The organism is Singulisphaera photorubra (genome assembly GCF_045290345.1).
In the GTDB taxonomy this organism is placed as follows: domain Bacteria; phylum Planctomycetota; class Planctomycetia; order Isosphaerales; family Isosphaeraceae; genus Singulisphaera.
Genome location: NZ_CP155447.1, coordinates 3,584,827 through 3,605,203, shown reverse-complemented (window position 1 = coordinate 3,605,203; position 20,377 = coordinate 3,584,827). Strand labels below are relative to the sequence as shown.

Sequence of the window (20,377 nt, the reverse complement as noted above, 5' to 3'; positions counted from 1 at the left end):
ACATTTATTTCCAATCGGCCTGGTTGAGAGCGGTTGGGCCCGCCCCGATTCAGGAATACCGAAAGGTCTGATCCCACTGCCGATCGAGAGCGATGAGGGCCTGGTCAATCGGGACGGCACGCAACTCGCCCGAGGGGTCGCGGGTCGCCAACCCGAGCCGGAAAAGCTTGTCGAGGGAGTCTTTCACCTCAAAATTGATTCCGACGCCGGTTTTTTTCGCCAGATACGCTTCGATCCGCTCGTCGAGCTCGACTTCGGTCATCGGCATCGAGTTCTTCCCCGATCTCCAGAGGAAGAAATAGGCCAGCATGGCCTCCTTGTACTCCTCGTCCTCCGCCGAGTCGACCATTCGGGTGAGCACGCTCGCATTGTTAGCCAAAGTTAAATAATAGAGCTTGTTGATCATTGCGCTGAGGTGCTTCGCCTTGGCGCGGTGGAACCCGAAGAACGAGTTGACCCCGGCGCTGATTGGCGCCACGAGAATTCCCAGCACGCCCCAGGTCAGAATGCTGGCGACCCCGGTCACCAGGCCGATGGCTCCGAATAACTTGATCACCAGCGTCGGAATTCCCATGACCAGAGGGGAGGCAATCTGGGCCTTGTCGATCAAGCGCATCCGAACCTTGGTCCCCTGCTCGGGCAAATGCATCTCCATGTCCACATGCGGAACGTCCTTGAACATCCGCAGGTAGAGGACCTCGGAGCGAACGTGGGGGCCCAACTTCAAGCCTGGCTTAAATTTCAACGCGATCACCATGCGTTGGTACGCGTCGAGATGAACGGTGCGCTTGCGAAATCGAGTCCGGGAAGACCGAGCGTCGCGGCTGATCCGCGTGTACCCGCGAACCCAGACCTTGACATGCTCGAAGAGAGAAAAATCCGGGATATAGGTCAGCCCCATCTCATTCGGCGCTGTGATCGCTTCTTCGATCAGTTCCAGGTCGAGGGAACTGTAATTGGCCCGCGTCAGGGCATCCTCGAGTGCGCGGAGGAAGGTTTCATCCGAGTGGGGGTCGGCCTCGATCGAATGCTCCTTGAGATTCGCATACTCCGAGTCGGGATCGAGAGGCGCGTACCGCTCCTTCAACATCTGAAGTTTATCGTAAAACTCACTGTGGAATGAGGCGCCGAGAATCGCACCAAACGCGGCGAGTTGCTGACGTTCGAGGTCTGAGAGGTCGGGTTCGGCCAGGAGAAGGCGAGTAAGATCTCCCTGGCGAATGGGCAATGATCGCTCGCGGTCATCGAGCCCCGGAAGCTGATAGGCAATCTCCGGCGGTGATTTGAAGCCGGCTTCGACTTCGATTTCCTTGGGGCTGACTTCCCTGGGGCTGTCTTCGCCTTCGGGGAAGGGGGGGAAAGCCGCATCGACAAGCTTCTCGAGACTCGACTCATCCTCTTCTGACAAGGGAGGAAGCACCGACTCGGTCTGGGAGCCCTCCCCCATCAAGGCGGGCGATTCGTCCTCGGAAGGGGCGTCGCTCGAGGGAAGTCTGGTGGGCATGGCGGTTGGTTTGATCGTCCGGGAAGGAGAACGTCACAGGTCCAATCGGCCGAGAGGAGGAAGTCTCGGCCTTCGAAGCCTGGCGGTCCGGCGACAGATTCCGCAACTTCATTGTTAGAGATTATACACGAGCCAACCCCGAGAAGGCGCGTCTCTCCGCTCTCTCGTTGCAGAACGACCACACGTCAGTTGGGAACCCCGATCCGCGGACAAGTTGCCGAAATGGGCGAGGAATGGGTTCAGGCCACGCTTTATGGGCGGTAAGATTCCCGTCACCGGAGGATCAGGCTCGAGGCGGCGACCCACCCAAGCGCCAAAAGTCAGCCAGGTGAACCGGTCTCATCCTCGCCTTACACGACCGGATCAACGGAAGTTCGTTCTGACGAACGCGGAGAAAAGAACGCAATGGGATGCTTCGGAGCGATTCGCCTGGTATTGACTCTCTCCGCAATTGGCTCGGCTCCAGCCACCGCGCCCCTGGATGCGGATATGACGCCGCCACGCGTTCAGGGAAAGCCGGTCGAGGTTTCGATTGGCTTCTATATCCTCGATTTCGCCCGCATTACCTCGCGCGACGAGTCGTTTGATGTGACCGGCTATTTGGAGCTGAACTGGCGCGACCCGAGGACCGCTCGCCCGGAATCGACGGCCAATGGAGTGACTCGCCATGCGCCGGGGAAGATCTGGACCCCGCGCGTCTTTTTTGAGAACGCGCTGGAACAGCCCCGATTCCACTTCGATCCGGTCATCGAGGCCGACGACGAAGGCAGGGTGTCAAGTTGGGTGATCGTCAGTGGTAAGTTTTCCGTCCCGATGAACCTGCGCCAGTTTCCGTTCGACCGCCAGGTGATGAGTGTGCGGATCGGGACGTTCGAGGACGAGTCGGTTCAGTCCCTCCAGGTCGATCCCGCGCTCGTTATGGTCGATGAGAAAGCGTTTGTCACGGACTGGACGATCGAAAAAGCGTCCGCTCGGGTTGAGCCCCGTCGCTACGTTCCCGGCCAGGAGACCTATCCAAGCTATATCTACCAGGTGGTCGTACAGCGGCAGTGGACGTTCTACTTCTGGCGCGTTCTCGTGCCATTGACGCTCTTGACGATCGTGGCATGGGCTGCCTTCTGGTTCGAGCCGTCTGGCCTCCAGCCGCAGATCAGTACGTGCACGGCGGCCCTGATCTCGCTCGTGGCCTTCAACTTTGCCATCGACTTCTCATTGCCGAAGGTGGCTTACCTGACATTCGTCGACAAGCATGCCTTGATCGGATTCGGCTTCGTGACCGCCGCGGCGGCCACAGTTACGTATGTTCACGTCGCCTTGGATCGAGGGCGGCGCGACCGAGCGCAACGGATCCAGCGATTTGCACGCTGGCTGTTTCTCCCGGCCTACGCCTGTGCCGTGGGTCTGAACCTGGTGAATGCCCTCCTCTGAGAACAACGGGACAGGCGCAACGAAGCGCGGCACATCAGCTTGGCATTCAATCAGTCGCCAAGCTGATGTGCCGCGCTTGTGATCGAGCGGGGCGGCGTCAGTCGCCCGTCTTGATTTCCAGGTCCTTGTAGCGGACCTCCATCGGTTCACCGGTATGGACTTGCAGGGCGATGATCCCCTCCTTGGCAAACTTCGGGTCCGTCCGGTCGATCACGCGCGTACCGTTGATGTCGATCGTGACATGATCCCCCTTGGCGGCGATCACGAACTCGTTCCAGTCGTTCTTCTTGATCAGGGCTTCGGCCTTCTTCTTATCGAATTGTTCGAGGATCCCTCGGCCCCGCTCCTCATAAAGAAGGCCCCAGTAGCCGTCGGCCACGTCGGCCTGCGGCCCCGACACGGCTCCGTCTTCGGCTCGCTTACTGCGGAACTGAATCCCGGAGTTGTGGTTGCGGAGCTTGACCTTGGCTTTGAGCACGAAGTCGCCATAGGGCTTCTCGGTGACGAGAAACTCGTTCTTCTTGAGATTCCCCTGGGTGCGCCCGACGATCTCCCCATTTTCGACACTGAAGAGGGCCTTGTCGGCGGGTGTCACCCAACCGCTCAGGTCCTTGCCATTGAAGAGAGCCTTGAATTCTCCTTCAGCGGCCCCGACCGAAGTCGCCGCAAGCGTCACAACCACCGCCAGCGTGAGTGTGGTTCGTATCATTGCGCTTCTCCCTTTTGATTCTTGATGCGTCTTGCTGAGCAGAACCGTGGCTTCACCCGATCCCATCAACCGCACGATTCTGACCAGGCTAGCGGAGTGGGTCAATTGCCCGGCGTCCGGTTCGGATCGTTTCGCCGCGCAAGCACGAGCGCGATCGCCCCTGTCGTCGCGACAACAAAACTGGCACACATCGCATTCTTTTGAATTACAGGAGAGCCCTTGACGCCGCAGAGAACATGCGTCCACCGCAGGCCACAGCCGCAATCAACAATCAATTTTCCACACAAATAAACAACATCTCACAATATTTCTTTTTTGCAAATTTGCAGATTTCAGTAGTCGCGGAGCGAACGAATTTTGTCGTGCCATGCGTTACGACTCATTCGCATAGCCTGTCAGGATGAGGCGTCCGACGAAATAGCTTCTCGCAATCTTAACCAATCACCCATCACCGATTCATTCGCCCTGCTTAAACTTAGCGACAGACATCGACCAGTTTGAGTGTGTTCTCGGATGGACGATGGCTTTCAGTTTTTGTGATGAGGAGCGGGATGAACATTGCAGCGGTCATGCCAATTGAACGTGATCCTTCGGTTACACAACGGCGTTCTGGTTTCACTCTCATTGAACTCCTGGTCGTCATCGCCATCATTGCCGTGCTCATTGGCCTCCTCCTCCCCGCAGTGCAGTCGGCCCGTGAGGCCGCTCGGCGCGCTCAGTGCACCAACAACCTGAAGCAGATCGGGCTGGGGTTCATGAACTTCGAGTCGTCCAACGGCCACCTGCCCCAGGGGCCATACGACGGCCGCGACACTACCAACCCAAAATTTGCATGCTGCAATGCGGATGGGCCTGATGGATGGAACCACTTCTTCAAGATCTTGCCCTTCATCGAGCAACAGCAAGTTTACAACTTAGCCAACTTCACCGGGCCGCTCAAAGGTGAGGGCGGAACCACAACAACGACTGGCGAACTCCTCGTCTCTCGAGTGGCGATTGCGGGCTACTACTGCCCGTCACGGCGGGTTAACGAACGGTACGGATCCGATAAGGCAACAGCAACGTCCCGCAACGATTACGCAGGCTGTCAGGGATTTCGTACCGGTTTGGCAGCAAGCTGTGCTCCCGCATCGACGCTTCCGGCCGCTCCCAACGGCCTCATTGACACTCATGCAGATGCACCAAATATCAACAAAGGAAACTTTAGCGGCAAAAAAGGGGCCATCGTCTGGAGTGGTGCGGGCGTCAAACGGTTGTTAGCCGACTTCAAGGATGGGACCTCGAATTCGATCCTCTGTGCAGAGAAGGCGATCTCCCCGAAGGGATTCGGCAGCGAAGGAGGCGACAACGAGACCTGGCAGAACGCAGGCTGGGACGAGGATAACGTCCGCGGGCATTTCGTTCCCACTCCCGACAGTGCGAACCCTTGGTTGTGTGATGCCTACAAGACTCCTCCCAGTCCCGATACAGGCGCAGCGATCTGGCGTCGGAATTTCGGAGGCCCCCACTCAGGCGGCATCAACGCGGTGTTCGGCGACGGCTCTGTCAAGTTCATCAAATTCACCGTGAACCCGTCCACCTTCCGAAAACTGGCGGTCATCGACGACAATGAGCCGCTGAGCTCCGACGAATATTGATCCACCGAAATTTTGATCAGAGGCGAACCCCATGAGACTTCGATTGATCCTGATGACCGTTCTCTCGCTACCTTGCCTACTGCTTCTCGGATGCGGGAATGCCGGCTCTTCAGCTACAACACATACGAGTGCTGAGGCGTTGAGTGGTCCCTTGAGCTCGGACGATGTGGCGAAAGCCGAGGCCGAAATGGACCGAGTCGCGGACGAGGAGCGAGCGTACCAGAGCCAGAATCCCGTGGGCAAACCCGCGGGCAAGAAGCGCTGAGCGGAAGTAGCGGTCGACTTGAAAATGCTCAAGCGACCACTGTCAGGTGGCTCTGGGATTAGGTTGCGGACAGCCCAGAAGCCACCTCAAGGAGGGGGCAGCCCGGGGCGACACCCCGCAAAATCGAGAAAAGACCGTCCCCGCCTGTCTCTTTTTACTTCTTCCCGGCACCGGATTCAGCTGCCTCGCTTGGAGCCGACCCCGCAATCCCGAACAGGGTGGCCAGTTTCGCCCCCCCGCGAAACAGACGCTGAAGTGCCGGGGTCGACAAGCGATCGATCTGGCTGTACCAGGTGGTCACCATCCGGGTGAACTCGAGCATCTTCTCGAGTTGCTCGCGCGTGTAGTCCTCGGCGTCTCCGCCGGTCTCGGCCTCGTGGACGCAATGCTCGAGGAGCGCAATAGTGGGATCCATCTCGCGCCGCTTCCGCTCGGCCATGATCACCCGAAACGTCTCCATGACGTCCTTGAGCGCCTCGAAGCGGTCCCGTCGATCGCCGATAATGTGGACCCGGCGGACCACCCCCCAGGTGATCAACTCGCGCAGGCTCGTCGAAACGTTTGAGCGGCTCACGTCGAGCAGCCGGCTGATTTCCTCTGCGTCGAGGGCCTGAGGAGCGACGAACAACAATGCGTGAACCTGGGCCATGGTCCGGTTGATCCCCCAGGCCTGGCCCATCTCGCCCCAATGGAGAACGAACTTCTGTGCAGCGGGAGTGAGTGTCACGGGATGTACCGCCATGTCTGCTCAAACAGTTTCTTCAGAAATAATACTCCGTAGTAGCGGACACAACAAGGGAATGGCCGCGCCTCAGACTGAACGCGCGCCTGGGGGAGTCGACCAACGCGGCCTTTTTCTTGAGTTGATCTTCTCGGCCGTTTCGAAATGGGTTAACAGTACGGATCAATCGGTTCCGGGCTTGCGTTCCAGGCGTCCGCGTCGCGTTCCGCCTTCTTCGCGAAATCGGACAATACCGTACGACCAGGCTTGATCTGAAAAAATCTTCCCTGCGACGGCCTGGTTCCCGCCGATGATTAGGATGATGAGAGGCGACCGACTTCCATGTGGTCGCATTTTTTTGAACGGACAACCTGAACCTCTGCTCCCAATGCGCTTCCTCTGACCACATTAGTTCGCCATCCTCATGGATGCGGGGGTGAACCACCATGAAAATCGTCGCCGCTGCGATTCAGATGAACTCCGAGCCCCTTCGCGTCGCCGACAACGTTGCGCGGGCCGACGGGTTGCTTCGTCAGGCCTATGAGGGAGGGGCGGAGCTGGCCGTCCTGCCCGAGCTATTCAACACGGGCTACAGCCTCTGTCCCGACTACACACCTTATGCCGAAGGCCGGGATGGTCCGACCCTCGACTACCTGCGGAAGCGAAGCCGCCAGTGGCGGATGGACATTGCCGCGGGGTTCGTCGAGCGGGAAGGAAGGCACCTCTACGACTCCATCGCCTACGTCACCGCGGACGGGGAAACGCACGTCTACCGAAAGCGCAACCTCGTCTTCTGGGAACGGTTCCGGTTCATGCCGGGCCGAGAGCCGTTGATCGTGACGACCCGTTGGGGACGAATCGGTTTTGCGGTCTGTGCTGATATGATCTATCGCCGGGTCTGGCGTCAATATCGCGATCGGATCGACATGGCGATCGTGTCGGCGGCCTGGCCTGACTTCGCGGATCGCAATACCGGAAAAAAACATTGGCTCTTCGGCCATGTCGGCCCGCTCTCGGGCGCAATACCAGGTAAGGTTGCTTATGACCTGGGAATTCCCGTCGTGTTCGCGAACCAGTGTGGTTCCACCCAGACCATGATTCCGGTCATCAAACAGCGAATTACCGATCGGTTCGCCGGCCTCAGTAGTATCAGCGATGGACTCCACGGCGCGACGGTCCTGGCCGGTGTCGAGGAACAAGTCTTACTGTCTTCACTGACCGTTCACTCTCATCGAGGACTCAAATCGTGGCGTTCTACGTCCCCCTCGGCCCGCGTGGTTTCCTCTTCCGGCTCGGAACTCTCTGGATCGGCGTCCTCGGTGGTTTCATCTACTGGAGAGCGAGCCGGCGCAGGTCTTTGACCGCCACTCCCTCGACTCTCACTTTTGACTTGCCCGAGATCGATCTCCTACCATTAAACGGCTGAAGCCTGTTGACATGGCGTTTGCCCGACGTTGTCGCAGCAACTGGTTGGATGGCTTGGCACGTTCCTCTCTTGGACTTCCTGGGCCGAGCGCCTTCTCGCCTCGGCGGCTGAATCCAACGAAAACAAACTGGGTGAGGGTTCGACGATGTGTGGCATCGCTGGTGCTTTGGACCTGAATGGTACGCGTGAGTTTCCGGCACAACGGCTCCTGGCCATGACCGGTGCGATCGCCCATCGTGGACCTGATGACGAGCATATTCACATCGAACCCGGGGTCGCCCTGGGGGCGCGCCGGCTCTCGATCATCGACCTGGCCGGCGGACGGCAGCCGATTCCCAACGAACGCGGCGATATTTGGGTGGCCTTCAACGGCGAGTTGTTCGAGTATCCCGAACTCCGTGAGCAGTTGCTGGCCCGCGGGCATCGCCTGGCAACCCGGTGCGACACCGAGGCCTGGGTCCACCTCTATGAGGACCACGGCGAGGCGATGTTCGATCGGGCGCGGGGCCAGTTCGCGGTCTCACTCTGGGACCGTCAAAATCGAACCCTGATCCTGGGGCGCGACCGGGTGGGCATTTGCCCGCTCTACTACACCGAGCGCGATGGCTGGCTCCTCTGGGGCTCCGAGATCAAGGCACTTCTCTCTTCGGGCATGGTGCCGGCTGTGCCCGACCCGAAAGGGATCGATCATCTCTTCTCATTCTTCTGCGCGGGGACGACGCGCACCTACTTCGACGGAATCAAGTCGCTCGCCCCGGGCCATTACCTGAGAATCAAGGACGGCCGGGTCGAGGTGAAGCAGTACTGGGATCTCGACTTTCCCGACATGGGCGACGAGCGTCGGCTCGACAACCCCGAGCCCTTGATCGACGAATTCGAGGGGTTGCTGCGCCAGTCAGTGGAGCGTCGCCTGCGAGGTGATGTTCCGGTCGTCAGTTACATCAGCGGTGGCCTCGACTCGACGGTTGTTCTGGGTCTGAGCTCACGACAACGGGGCTCGGCGGTCCCTTCGTTCACGATCGGCCTGGACAATGCCGGCCCGGACGAACGTCCGCAGTCGATCGAGGCCGCGCAGGTGCTCGGATCCAAACTCACGACAGTGACGATGGATAAAGCCCAGATCGCCTCCGCGTTTCCGGAACTGACGGTCGCGGCCGAGGGGCCGATCCTCGACACCTCATGCGCGGCGTTGATGCGTCTGGCCCAGGCGGTTCACGGCCAGGGCTACAAGGTGGCGCTGACGGGCGAAGGGGCCGACGAAGCGCTGGCCGGTTACGTCTGGTTCAAGTCACAGAAGGTACGCGAGGCAATCGTCGGAAAGATCGGCGCTCCGATTCCCCGCATGTTCCGCAAATTCATGTTGGGAGCGGTCGGCGGCGGCTCGGCTCATCGACCGGCGGAGCTCGCCCTCGGTGGGGTCAGGCCCGCGCAGCAGGACATGTATGAGCTGATCAGTCAGGCCCGATCGACCCTCTACAGCGACCGGATGTGGAACCGGCTGGCCGATCACGACCCCTATTCCGACCTGAGCCTCACCAACGACCGGATGCAGCGCTGGCACCCGTTGAACCAGTCGCTCTACGTCGGCTACAAGGTCATGCTCGCCGGTCTCTTGATGATCTCCAAGGGCGATCGGATCGCCATGCACTCGTCGGTCGAGACCCGCTACCCGTTCCTCGACGACGATGTCATCAACTTCTGCGCGGGGCTCAGCCCGGACTACAAACTCCGCGGCATGAATGAGAAGTGGATCCTCAGACAGGTGGCCGCGAAAACGCTCCCACCCCAGATTGCCAATCGTCCGAAGACGATGTTCCGCGCCAGCCTCGCGAAGACCTTCCTCGGTCCCGATCGGCCCTCCTGGGTCGACCAGCTCCTCAGCCCCGAGTCGCTCCGCGAAACCGGCTACTTCGACCCGAAGGTCGTCGCCAACGAACGAAAATGGCAGATGATGATCCCACGGATCACACCGCGCCGCCTCGCCTTCGACGTCGCGCTGACCTGCGTCGTCACGACCCAGCTCTGGCACCACTTGTTCTGCGGCGGCGGCCTCTGCGAATTGCCGACCTGGACTCCGACTTCAATCGAGAACATCGACATCCCGGAAGCTGTGACTTCCTAGAATTGCTCATGTTTTCGCCATCGGCACCAATCAATCCTGGTGGGCCGTGCCCACCCTACGAAATGCGAATTCCGCGTCCGTAGGGTGGGCACGGTCCACCAGGATTCGCTTCCGCAAAACCAGGCAAGCCGCGTCCCGCGCAATCGCAAAATCCACGAGGCGAAGCCGGCATCACTCCGCCTCGGGAACAAGGGCTCGTAGCAAGAGGCCGTGCGCATCGACCATCTCGATCGTCTCGTCGGCCGAGGGTGCTGGACCGTCGCCGATCAGGATCGGACGGTCTTCCCGGGTCGCGGCGTGAAGGCCATGGCTCCCTCGAACCAGGGTCGCGTCGAGCGGAATCAGATCGAAGAGGGTGCGAAAACCCAGCTTCTTCTGCGCCAGGCGGATCATCGCACGCCCTTGGGGCCATCGCAGGGCGGGATCGAAGAAAAGCTCGCACGGGTCGTAGCAGCCCGGCTTGCGATGGATGTCGACCGTCCTGGCAAAGTCGGGGGCCCGACGATCATCGAGCCAGTAGGGGTAAGCGAACCAGGCATCCGGTGCGGACAGGGCGATGAGCTCCCCCGACCTGGGATGGTCGAGTCCCCAATCGCGGCGCGACTCGCCGACCAGGACCTGGGCCACGCCCGACTGGCCGAGGAGGAGGTCGGGAAAAACCAAATGGGACGGAGCGAATTTACTTGGCTCATCCTTTGTTGGCCTGCTCCCCATTTCTCCATTTCTCCGCCGCGGGGCGTGTCCCTGACCGCCCGGGCGGCGTGGCGGCAGGCGGTCGCGTCGTTCGAGCAGGCCGAGCGTCTCGAAACCGCCTGGAAGCGGGTTCACGCCGCGTTGGACCTGTTCGCCCCAGATGGCCGGCTCAACGACCGCGGCCATGCCCAGGCCGAGATCGGCGCGGCGATTGGGGAGTTGAGCGGCCCCGACTGGTCCAAGGTGCGGAACGTCTTGAACGACCGGCGGAGTCTGGCGTTTCTGGACCGAATGCACCGCCGTTTGGAGGCGGCTGAGCCGCGTCGCCAGTGGCGTGAGGCGATGGTCTGGCGGTGGCGGCTGCGCCACCACCCGCCTCAGCTGACGAACGGGCTGATGGCGTTGTTGCAAACCGTCGCGGGCGCCGGCGATCTGGCCCCGGCAGAACAAGCGTCCTACGGGCGGGTTGCGGCGGTGCTTCGCGATACGTTCCGGGCGAGCAGCGCGGTCGAGTGCATGAACAGTGTGCTGCGGATATGTCGCTGGCACACATTCCCCGAACCAGGCCGACTCATGACCGCTCTCGAGTGAGCGACGTTTGACTGATGGACTCCAGGATGTGCAGGTAAATCGTCTTCTTCTGCCTCAGGCTCCAAATGATGGATGAGAGCTGTTCCGGACGGCATTGGCTCGCGACATCCAGGGCTTTTTTGATATGTTCCTTATCTAACGAAACGTGTTCATAAAGGAAGGCCACCGCCGCCTGACCGTGACTGTTCGTGACACGCTGCAAGACCTCCGGGCCGATGGTGCTGGCGAGGCCTTCCAGGTATAGGATGCTTCCGTACAACGCAGCAGGATTGACGTGCTCGATCAAGTAGTACTGGGACTGATAGAGTTGAGCCGTGTCGGGTAGCTCGGGGAACGCGTCCAAGGAGTACCCGAGCTGCTCCAGGTCATTGAGCGCGAGTTGCTCATGGTTCTTCTCGTCCTGCGCATGCTCCATACAGGCCAGGTGAAGTCGTCGGTCGACGTCGAGTGAGCAGTGCGCGGCCGCCAAGCAGAGCATCCGCGTGGCATGGCACAAGAAGTAATAGGTCTGTCCGAGCCAGTGCGCGTAATGGTACTTGTCGGCCCAGGAAAACGGAGAATCGGCTCCGCACTCTCCTGCATGACCCGCGCGAAGGTCGACTTCAGGGCTTGTTCGTTCATATCATCCCTTTGACCGCTCAGGTCTCTTGTTTCGGATCGCCGTAGCCTGACGCCTGCCAGATTCGATCGGCCCAGTGGTTGACGGCCTCGTCGGCACACGCCGTAATCCTGTCCGGGAAGAATCCAACGAGGTCGACGAGATCGCCATGCGGCGAGGCGACACCGGTCTCCAGCGGCACACCGCCGAAGGCATACGACAAGTGATGCATACCCTTGTCACGCCTCACCGTCCCGGTCATGGCGGGCAACCCGGTCGTGCGGAAGTACTTGATGTGTAGCGCCAACAAAAGGTACTTGAGGTTCAACGCCATGGTACCTCTGCGCCAGTCGGGGTGAAGCGAAAAATTGCTGCACATTACCACGACGTCCCCGGGCGCGGTCAGCTTCGACACCGCTTCGTCGCTCCAAGCACGGAAGTAAGAATCCTCTCGAAACGGTTGCAGCTTGGGGTTGACCACGCTGAAGAAGGCGCACCCAACGAATCGCTCCTCAGCGAAGAGCGCACCAACTTGGTCGTGCCGTGTGAAGTCGTCCGCGTCAAGTGAAACCGATCCATCAAGCTCGAGAAGTGCTTGCCACCAGATGAGTCTCCAGCAGTTATAGGCCGTCAAGTACTCCTTCATAAGCGGCCCCTCCAGGTATTTGCCCGGAAGGACTACATAACGCATGCGGTTGAGGATCTCGATGTCTTCGTCCGGAAGGGTCGCTTGACTGGTGCACTTGAGGTGTTGGGTGTGACGTTCCACCATGCGCGTCCATCTCCCCCGTGTGATTACCTAGCGAAGACTGTGACGCCCGTCGGCGGAAGTTGACCGTGAAAGTGGTGCAACCGAGTCGCCTGGTGATCGCGGCGATGGTGGCGCCGGCCCAAGAGCGTCGTCTTTCGCCGTCATTCAATCTACGGCCATGCGCCTTTCGCGAGCAAGAGGATACCGCCTGCCTGGATGAGTAAACGCCCTCCACCAGACGCGTCCGTTGCTCTCTCTCATCATGCAGACGTAAACCATATCAGTTTATACTGGTGTATAATCGCCTCTAAAATTATAGTATAATTTGGGTTACGTTTCGATTGACGGCGTTCGTGACGGAGGGAATATCGACTCGGATTGAGTGCCCGGCTATCTCCGGGGCAGGCCACGCACCGCTCGCACTTCTGTCTGCGGCATGATCTACCACGCCTTGAATTGCGGCAACCGCCGTGGGCCTTGTCATTCACAAGCCGGCCGGCTACGACGCCTTCGTCGAGGCGATCACCGACGCCCACCGGCGTCTCCCTCTCGACCTCTTCGGATATTGCCTAATGCCGAACCATTTCCATCTGGTCCTTCGACCCCAGGAGACAACGACCTCGCGCGGTGGATATGCTGGCTGCTCAAGGCGCACACGCCTTGATACCACCGATATTACAAGCCACGGGGCACGTCTGGAAAGGGCGCTCCACGAGGCGAAGCCGGCATCACTCCGCCTCGGGAACAAGGGCTCGTAGCAAGAGGCCGTGCGCATCGACCATCTCGATCGTCTCGTCGGCCGAGGGTGCTGGACCGTCGCCAATCAGGATCGGACGGTCTTCCCGGGTCGCGGCGTGAAGGCCATGGCTCCCTCGAACCAGGGTCGCGTCGAGCGGAATCAGATCGAAGAGGGTGCGAAAACCTAGCTTCTTCTGCGCCAGGCGGATCATCGCACGCCCTTGGGGCCATCGCAGGGCGGGATCGAAGAAAAGCTCGCACGGGTCGTAGCCCGGCTTGCGATGGATGTCGACCGTCCTGGCAAAGTCGGGGGCTCGGCGATCGTCGAGCCAGTAGGGATAAGCGAACCAGGCATCCGGTTCGGAAAGGGCGATGAGTTCCCCCGACCTGGGATGGTCCAGTCCCCACTCACGACGTAAGTCGCCGGCCAAGACTTGGGCCATGCCCGGCTGGCCGAGGAGGAGGTCGCGGACCCGCTCGATATCCTGAGCGTCGCGCACGTAGACATGGGCCAGTTGGTGGTCGCAGACCGCAAAGGCACGGCTCTGGAACGTGTCGAGCACTTCGCCGAACGGTCCGTCACGCGCCACCAAGAGGCCGGCCCCGCGCAGAAGGCGATTGATCAGGATCGGACGCGAGACATCGCAATGACCGTACTCGCTGACGACCCAGACTCTCGCTCCCACTCGACGAGCCGCATCCAGCAACGGGACGCATGCCTCGTCGAGTTCCCCGACCAGCCGGGCCATATCCGACCTTGTCGGCCCTTGGCGTTGCGGCTCGTAGTCGAGATGGGGCAGGTAGACCAAACTGAGGTCAGGCGGCTCCGTCGCCAAGAGCGACGCGGCACAGCGAGCGATCCAGGCGGTGCAAGGGAGGCCGGCCCCAGGTCCCCAGAAGGTCCGGAACGGAAAGGGGCCGAGTTCCCGTTCGAGCCGCTCGGTCAATCCGTCAGGGGTGCCGGTGATTCCGAACGCCTTATTGCCATCCGCTCCATAGTAGGGCTTCGGGGTCACGCTGATGTCGACGGCCGCCCCTTGATTGAACCACCAGAAGAGTTGCGCGGACCGAAATGGCCGACCGGCCTTGGCGGCCAGGCGAGCCGCGGTCTTGTAGAGCGGCTCGGCCTGAATCAACGCGTTCGCTTGCTGCCAGAACCGGACTTCACCCGTTTCGCGAAAGAGCCAGCCGTTCCCCACGATCCCGTGGCCTGAGGGCGGAAATCCTGTCAATAGGCTCGCCTGGGCCGTACAAGTCACGGCGGGAATGACTTCACGAACCGAACGGAGCCAACCCGCCTCGGCAAGGGCGCGCAACCGGGGCGCATGCGCGAGGAGCCGGCCAGTCAATCCCACGGCATTGATCAAGACCAGAGGGGCAAGGGCACGTGTTTGCAAGACTTCCACTCGATCAAGAGTTCGCCATGGCAGGAGGGTCGCCAAACGCCGACCGCGTTACTGACCCTGGTAGCCTGCGCTGGAACTGGGGAAGATTTTAGCATCGAAGTCAGCGAGTCCGAAATGCCCAGGGAGTCGAGCGTGATGGATGCCGGCGACAGCGAGGCGTTCCCCCCTTATGCGTACGTCCCGAAAGGACCTTGGCCACATCCGACGAGTTCTCCTCTGGGTCACTCCGCTGGCCGCGGTCATCAATCGGAGCCACCCATCGCGGCCGAGGCATGGGACGACTCTGTCGCGTACCTTCGCGGAATCGCCCTGTTCAACGCCGGTTATTATTGGGAAGCCCACGAAGCGTGGGAAGCGCTCTGGCATGCGCATGGCCGGAAAGGGACGACGGCGGACATCCTTCGCGGCCTGATCAAGCTCGCTGCCGCGGGGGTCAAGGTCCGAGAACGGCAGCCAAGGGGCGTCGCGACTCACGCTCGACGCGCGGCCGCACTCTTCAGGACGGCTCAGATCCAGGCTGGACGGCACCAGCTCGGTCTCAACCTCGGCGAGATTGAAGGAATCGCCGAGCAGATCGCCGCCGATCCCCCTTCTGATTCCGGCACGCGCGAAGCCCGGGTCGCTCGCGTCTTCGCCTTCCGCATCGAACCTCGGCCGGTTGGGGACCTTCGGTCTTCCGTCCCGCCGGCTGACGACCTCGGTCATTAGTAACGAGGACGATCCCGATCCGCATCCGCCGCGCCGTCTCACGGCGTCGCCCCTGGCAACGCGAACCGGCCGCGCCTTCGTGAGAAGACGCGGCCGGCCGTGTCACCGATCAGGTCTCAGTCCATCGACCGATCAATCGAAGATACCCTTGATACCGTCGTAGATCTTGTCGAAGACGTTGTTGCTCTTCTTGGGCGCGGCCGTCGTCTTCTTACGAACGACGTTCACTCCCACAGGCGCCTTTCCAGCACCACTCTGGACCGTCGCCGAGGTCGTCGTCGTCGACGTCGTCGTGGTGATCGGCGTCGGTGCTGAGAGCTCGGTCGTTGACGTTGTCGTCGGAGTCGGCGTCGGCGTCGGCGTTGCGGTAGGTGTCGGGGTCGGTGTTGGCGTCGGCGTCGGCGTCGTGTCCGCACTCACCGTCGTGGCCGCGAGATCCGTCGAGGTCGTCGACGTGTCGGTTGGCGTTGTGGTGGTGTCGGGCGTCGCGGGGGTAACAGGCGTCGCCGCGTCTGTTCCAGTTTGCGGAATCGGCGTTGCTTCAGGCAGCGGCGTGAGGTCGCCCACGGTACTCGGAGTCCCGACTGCAGCCGTTGTGCCCCCCGCTAGCTTCTTGAGGGCCTCGAGGATCTCCTTCGATTGATCGGCCGAGGTGCTGGTCGGAGTGGTCGTCGTCCCTCCAGTGGTCGTTGAAGTCTGCGTTGTCGTCGGCGTCGGCGTCGGGGTTGTCGTCGGTGTCGGCGTCGGCGTTGCGGTAGGTGTCGGGGTCGGCGTCGACGGCTGCTGAGCTCGATTACCGTTGAAGAGTGTGTAGACCGGGAACTGGGTCATGATCGAGTCGATACCCGGCACCAGGCGGTTGACCTTGAACCGTGCCGGCGAGATGTTCCGGTACTTGGCAACGGCGGACTTGGGAACGAACTGGAACTTCGGCAGGATGTGTTGCAGGTCCGTGAAGTTCCGTTTCGCGGTCGGGTCGAGCAAGAATCCGTTGGCCGAAGCCCGCTGGCGGTCGTTGATCCGGTACGCGTCCGGCTTGGGCAACAACGTGTGGGCCAGCATCTTGAGCTGGTCGACCGTGATGCCACCGTTCAGCTGACCGTCAGCCGCATAGTCGAAGAAGTTGAAACGGCGTTGGAGGACGTCGGGTTGATCGGGCTCCTCGCCGAAGAGCGTGCTCTGGGCACCGGTTTGGGGAATTCGCGAGGTGCCGCCCAAGAGTCGGGCCATGGCTCCTGCCTCGGGCATCCCGGTCGTCAGTGACTGGTCGACGAAGTTCTGGATCTCCTGCGGAGTGATATTGTCGTTCTTGTTGGCGTCGATGATCGGGAAGATGTTGTGGTCGAGCAGATAGTTGACCGCAACCTCTCCTTCGATCGCCGCGATGGCATTCCCGATATCGATTCGGGCGAACTCCCGGAAGTCGGGGCTTCCCATCAGATAGGGCGGATTCGCGCTGCCAAGCTGGTCGTTGGGATCGACGACCGGGACCGACGTCCAAGCGAGAATGGAGTTGATACCATCCGGGTTGTTGTACGCCGCCAGGTTGTTGAGACCGTGCGTCCCATAGTTCAGGGTACGCGCCCCCACCGGCTGGGTGAGATAGGCGTCGGAAGTGATCCCTCCCGCGCTCAAGGTCGACCAGTAGTCGAGTGCCGAAGCGATGGTGGCGAACGATCCACCGACGATCGCCGCGGAGAGCGACGTCCCCCCCGCGACGTTCGTGATATGGTTGTTCGGGTCGACCGTCTCGCCCCCCGTTCCCACGGTGGTGTTGGTGGTGGTGTTGGTTCCGCTCCCCGAGGCTCCCACAAGGACGATCCGCCTGCGGAAGGTCGGAACGTCGAGGGCTGGGGCCGCGAAGTCGGTGGTCACGCTTCGGTTGACCGAGGCGAGGATCCGGTCGCTATAGATCCCGATATCACCTGCGGTCAACTGGGTGATGGGGGGGTTACCGTTCGCGTTGTTCCCCGTGCCCGTCCCCGTAATCCCGAAGCCGCCGATCACGACGCCCTCTTGGAAGATCGTCGCAGGCGTGAAGTTGAGCGCGGTCTGGAACGGTCCGATCGTGGGGTCGACGGGGGTATGCCCAGGTCCCGTGGCGTAGGGGAACGGAAGTGTGCCGGTGACCGACACCACTTCGTTGAGGACGGCCGGGAAGGCCATACCGTTCACGTCGCCGTTATTGGTGTTCTCGGCGTTATTGGTTCCCAGGCCTGCCGGTCCACCCGTGCCAGTGCCACCGGTCGTCGTGCCACCGTTTTGGTTGTTGCCGGTCCCCGCCTGGAACGGTGCTCCAAACTGCCCCGCGGCTCCGATGGGGGCGATCCCCAAGGCCCGGAACTTCTTCAACTGGTTCTTGAAGGAGATCACCATCTGCGGATAGCGCCGATAGGCAGTGCCTTCGCCGACGAATGTTTCGGTCGTGCCGAAGCCATAGACCGAGGCCACCACGCGATCGGCCTTGTTCGGCCGGACCGGGTCGTTCACGAACGGATTCTTGGCGACGTAGACCGTCCCATTGTAAACCGCATCGGTCGTCGTCAGCGCGTTCGACGCCACACTGATCGATTGCTGGTTTCCGCCGGTCCCACCGCCGGTCCCACCACCGGTCCCGCCGCCGGTCCCGCCGCCGCCACCGCCAGTGCTCTGGCTGCTCGTGAAGCTGACGAACGGATAGAAGACGTTGACCGGCAGGATCGTGGCCTGCGGGACGAACTGAGCGACCACTCCGGCGACGAGCGTACCGTGGCCATCCGCAGTGATGGACGTGGTGTTGTTCGCACTATTCGTACCGCCGCCACCTCCACCAGTGCCACCTCCACCAGTGCCACCTCCACCGGTCGTTGTGGCCGACGTGATCGTCGCGGTATCAGTGTTGCCGAAGCCGTTGGTGACGACGTTGGTGCCGGCCGCGACTCGACCGCGGAACGGTGGCGAGAGGGCATCAACACCCGTGTCGACAATCGCGACGGCGCTATCCTGCCCGTCGTAGGGCACACCGAGGGTCTTCAGGTCGTTCAAACCGATGATCGATCCGCTGGTCGAGCTGGCCAGGCTGGTCGTCGACTTGAACTGCCAGATCCCATCGTCGTCGGAGGCGTACAGAGTCGTTCCGTCCGCCGAGAAGGTGATGCTCAGGCTCGAATCGAGGAAGCTAGTCGAGTCCTGCGCTCCTGAGGTATTGAAGCCTTCGGCGAAGGTGGTGAGGATCCCCTGCGGCGTAATCCGAACGATCCGGCCGCCGATATTGCTGCCCCCCGTGGTGTTGCCATTGGTCACGGTCGGGAGAACGTTTCCGTTGGCATCAATGGTCACACCGACCGCTCCCGGTCCCTGGATGGGAATCCGGACGGGCGTTGCGGGGGTGATCGGAGCCGTGGTCGTCGCAATGGACGTCACGTCCACGAAGAGACCGGTCCCGAGATCGGTTACGAACAGGCTACCCGCGCTGACCGGCGAGCCAATCGTGTTGAGAGTTCCGCCCTGAGTGGTGGTCGTGTTGACCGCGATCGGGAAGCCTTGCGAGAAGTAACCGTACTGGTCGAAGGCAATGTCCTCGAACCGCCGGAACGGCGTTGAGATCAGCGCCAACTGGTCCGGGGGCAGAGTGGCGGTCGTTGCCGCCGATCCGGGGGGCGAGATCAAGAGATCTCCGCTGATCCCCTGAACGCCGCTGACACCGGTCCGCGCGGGAATGCCGCCGGCAGCGGGAGTGCCGAAGTCGGTGAAGACGTCGTAGACCCGTGAGAGGTAGTCTGCATTGGACGCCGTCAGGCCGACCTGGGGGCCCAAGGTAAAGCCCGTCTGCGAGACACCTAGAGGGAGCGTGTTGGAACTGAGGTTCTGACCGGGAGAATAGCTGTTCGCGTCGAAGAAGAGACCAGCGAACGTGGTTCCCCCACCGGCGGCCGTCGTCTGGGAAGCCGCCATCCCGCTGCCCGAGACCAGGCCCCGGAGGAACGACTGGTTCTCGACCGGCGGAACCACGATCGCGCTCGGATTCATCACGAAATTGAGATTCTGCAAGCCGTCGGTGAGCGAGGCGAACGCCCCCATGAACGTACCGTCGGGGGCGATCCGATAGATCACGTTCTTGTTGGGGTCGGAGCGATCGACGCTGCTCACGAACATCGACGGGCGACCGTCGAAGTATCCCTCAGGGTCGAACGCAATGTCATACCAGTTCACCAGACCCGAAGACTCGCTGATCGAGTTCGAGGCGTTGCCGCCGGTCTCGAGCTGGCTCAGGACCGTGTTCAAGTCAAAGAAGACCGACGACTTACCGGTAGCCGGATCGACCCGGTAGACGACACCCGGTCGATCGATGGCACCTGCATTACCGCCCGCTCCTCGGGAAACGGCATACACCCCGCGGCCGAAATCGCCGCCGGGACCCGCCTCGATGCGGACGATATCGCCACCGAAAGAGTTGTTCGGCGTCAGGAGCGACACAGAGGTCGTCGGGGCCGCCGACGGGAACGCAGTCGTTGTGGTCGTCGTAGGGGTATTGACCTGGACAGTTCCCAGGAATGCGTTTGAAGGCGTGGTCGCAGCAGTGAACGTCGCCACTCGAGGTGCAATCGTCACGAACGGCGCGAGGAGGTATTTGTCCTCGAGTCGAGTCACCTGTTCCACCTGAAAACTTCGGCGACGCCGCTGCGCTGGGCCTCGCGCCTGCGGTCGGGATGGCTGAGACATTCCATGCTCTCCTTAGGCTGGACACGGTCCGTCCTGGACCGAGGCCGAGATGCCCGGCAGACTACGGTATCGGTGCGACCGTCGCTGGCGGTTGAGTCGAAACCGCGGCAAGCCCGGCAACCGGTCCAACCGGCATACGCGGACTGCCATTATGGTCTTGAATCGGCTATATCCGATTCAGAACTCAACGAAAGATCTGGTCTTGACGGTGGAATCGTTGGCAAGGAGTGTTTCGGCCCTGCGGTCAACGTCTCTCGGTCACGCCGTCCGCACCTGCAGACGACGTTCGAGTTCGTTGTTTCCAGGCGAGTCCGAGAGGTTCAGCCGACGAGTGGGGGGGAGTTGAGCGGGCCGGAGAGGCGAGAGCGAAGAACGGGAT

General features: G+C 61.3%; 14 protein-coding genes. 6 read left to right on the top strand and 8 right to left on the bottom strand.

Annotated elements, in window-relative coordinates; genetic code table 11:
• Positions 1–49 precede the first annotated feature (49 nt).
• A complete protein-coding gene (locus tag V5E97_RS13805) occupies positions 50–1,504 on the bottom strand; it encodes a DUF3754 domain-containing protein (RefSeq protein ID WP_406699900.1) in 1,455 nt (484 codons plus the stop codon).
• 405 nt (positions 1,505–1,909) lie between these two features.
• On the opposite strand from V5E97_RS13805, the gene V5E97_RS13800 reads away from it, so the two are divergent.
• Positions 1,910–2,932 (top strand): ligand-gated ion channel, encoded by a 1,023-nt coding sequence (locus V5E97_RS13800; RefSeq protein WP_406699899.1) that lies wholly within the window; start codon positions 1,910–1,912, stop codon positions 2,930–2,932.
• A gap of 97 nt (positions 2,933–3,029) precedes the next feature.
• Here V5E97_RS13800 and V5E97_RS13795 read toward each other — a convergent pair whose 3' ends face one another.
• Entirely contained in the window at positions 3,030–3,641 is a 612-nt protein-coding gene (locus V5E97_RS13795; RefSeq protein ID WP_406699898.1) for a 3-keto-disaccharide hydrolase, read from the bottom strand.
• Positions 3,642–4,192: 551 nt separating this feature from the next.
• On the opposite strand from V5E97_RS13795, the gene V5E97_RS13790 reads away from it, so the two are divergent.
• On the top strand, positions 4,193–5,278 hold the full coding sequence (locus V5E97_RS13790) for a DUF1559 family PulG-like putative transporter (RefSeq protein ID WP_406699897.1): 1,086 nt from the start codon (positions 4,193–4,195) through the stop codon (positions 5,276–5,278).
• Between the two features lie 419 nt (positions 5,279–5,697).
• Here V5E97_RS13790 and V5E97_RS13785 read toward each other — a convergent pair whose 3' ends face one another.
• Entirely contained in the window at positions 5,698–6,285 is a 588-nt protein-coding gene (locus V5E97_RS13785) for a GbsR/MarR family transcriptional regulator (protein ID WP_406699896.1), read from the bottom strand.
• A 425-nt stretch (positions 6,286–6,710) separates the two neighbouring features.
• Here V5E97_RS13785 and V5E97_RS13780 point away from each other — a divergent pair, with 425 nt between their 5' ends.
• Both V5E97_RS13780 and asnB read left to right on the top strand, forming a co-directional pair.
• Entirely contained in the window at positions 6,711–7,625 is a 915-nt protein-coding gene (locus V5E97_RS13780; RefSeq protein WP_406699895.1) for a carbon-nitrogen hydrolase family protein, read from the top strand.
• Positions 7,626–7,835: 210 nt separating this feature from the next.
• Entirely contained in the window at positions 7,836–9,812 is a 1,977-nt protein-coding gene (gene asnB / locus V5E97_RS13775; RefSeq protein ID WP_406699894.1) for an asparagine synthase (glutamine-hydrolyzing), read from the top strand.
• Between the two features lie 171 nt (positions 9,813–9,983).
• Here the strand turns inward: asnB and V5E97_RS13770 are convergent, their stop codons facing one another.
• Complete coding sequence (locus V5E97_RS13770) at positions 9,984–10,526, bottom strand: hypothetical protein (protein WP_406699893.1); 543 nt, start codon at positions 10,524–10,526, stop codon at positions 9,984–9,986.
• Between the two features lie 24 nt (positions 10,527–10,550).
• Between V5E97_RS13770 and V5E97_RS13765 the strand changes: the two genes are divergently transcribed.
• Entirely contained in the window at positions 10,551–11,096 is a 546-nt protein-coding gene (locus V5E97_RS13765) for a hypothetical protein (protein WP_406699892.1), read from the top strand.
• On the opposite strand, the gene V5E97_RS13760 is transcribed toward V5E97_RS13765, so the two are convergent.
• The 3 genes from V5E97_RS13760 to V5E97_RS13750 form a co-directional block, all read right to left on the bottom strand.
• Positions 11,077–11,565, bottom strand: a complete 489-nt coding sequence (locus tag V5E97_RS13760; RefSeq protein WP_406699891.1) for an iron-containing redox enzyme family protein — start codon at positions 11,563–11,565, stop codon at positions 11,077–11,079. The two genes, V5E97_RS13765 and V5E97_RS13760, sit on opposite strands and share 20 nt — an antisense overlap.
• 169 nt (positions 11,566–11,734) lie before the next feature.
• Positions 11,735–12,466, bottom strand: a complete 732-nt coding sequence (locus V5E97_RS13755; protein WP_406699890.1) for a hypothetical protein — start codon at positions 12,464–12,466, stop codon at positions 11,735–11,737.
• Between the two features lie 707 nt (positions 12,467–13,173).
• Positions 13,174–14,580, bottom strand: coding sequence for an alkaline phosphatase family protein (locus V5E97_RS13750; RefSeq protein ID WP_406699889.1), 1,407 nt, complete (start codon positions 14,578–14,580; stop codon positions 13,174–13,176).
• Positions 14,581–14,703: 123 nt separating this feature from the next.
• Here V5E97_RS13750 and V5E97_RS13745 point away from each other — a divergent pair, with 123 nt between their 5' ends.
• A complete protein-coding gene (locus tag V5E97_RS13745) occupies positions 14,704–15,297 on the top strand; it encodes a DUF309 domain-containing protein (RefSeq protein ID WP_406699888.1) in 594 nt (197 codons plus the stop codon).
• Between the two features lie 132 nt (positions 15,298–15,429).
• On the opposite strand, the gene V5E97_RS13740 is transcribed toward V5E97_RS13745, so the two are convergent.
• Positions 15,430–19,998 carry a hypothetical protein gene (locus tag V5E97_RS13740; RefSeq protein ID WP_406699887.1) on the bottom strand — a complete coding sequence of 1,523 codons (4,569 nt, stop codon included), beginning with the start codon at positions 19,996–19,998 and terminating at the stop codon, positions 15,430–15,432.
• Positions 19,999–20,377: the final 379 nt, after the last annotated feature.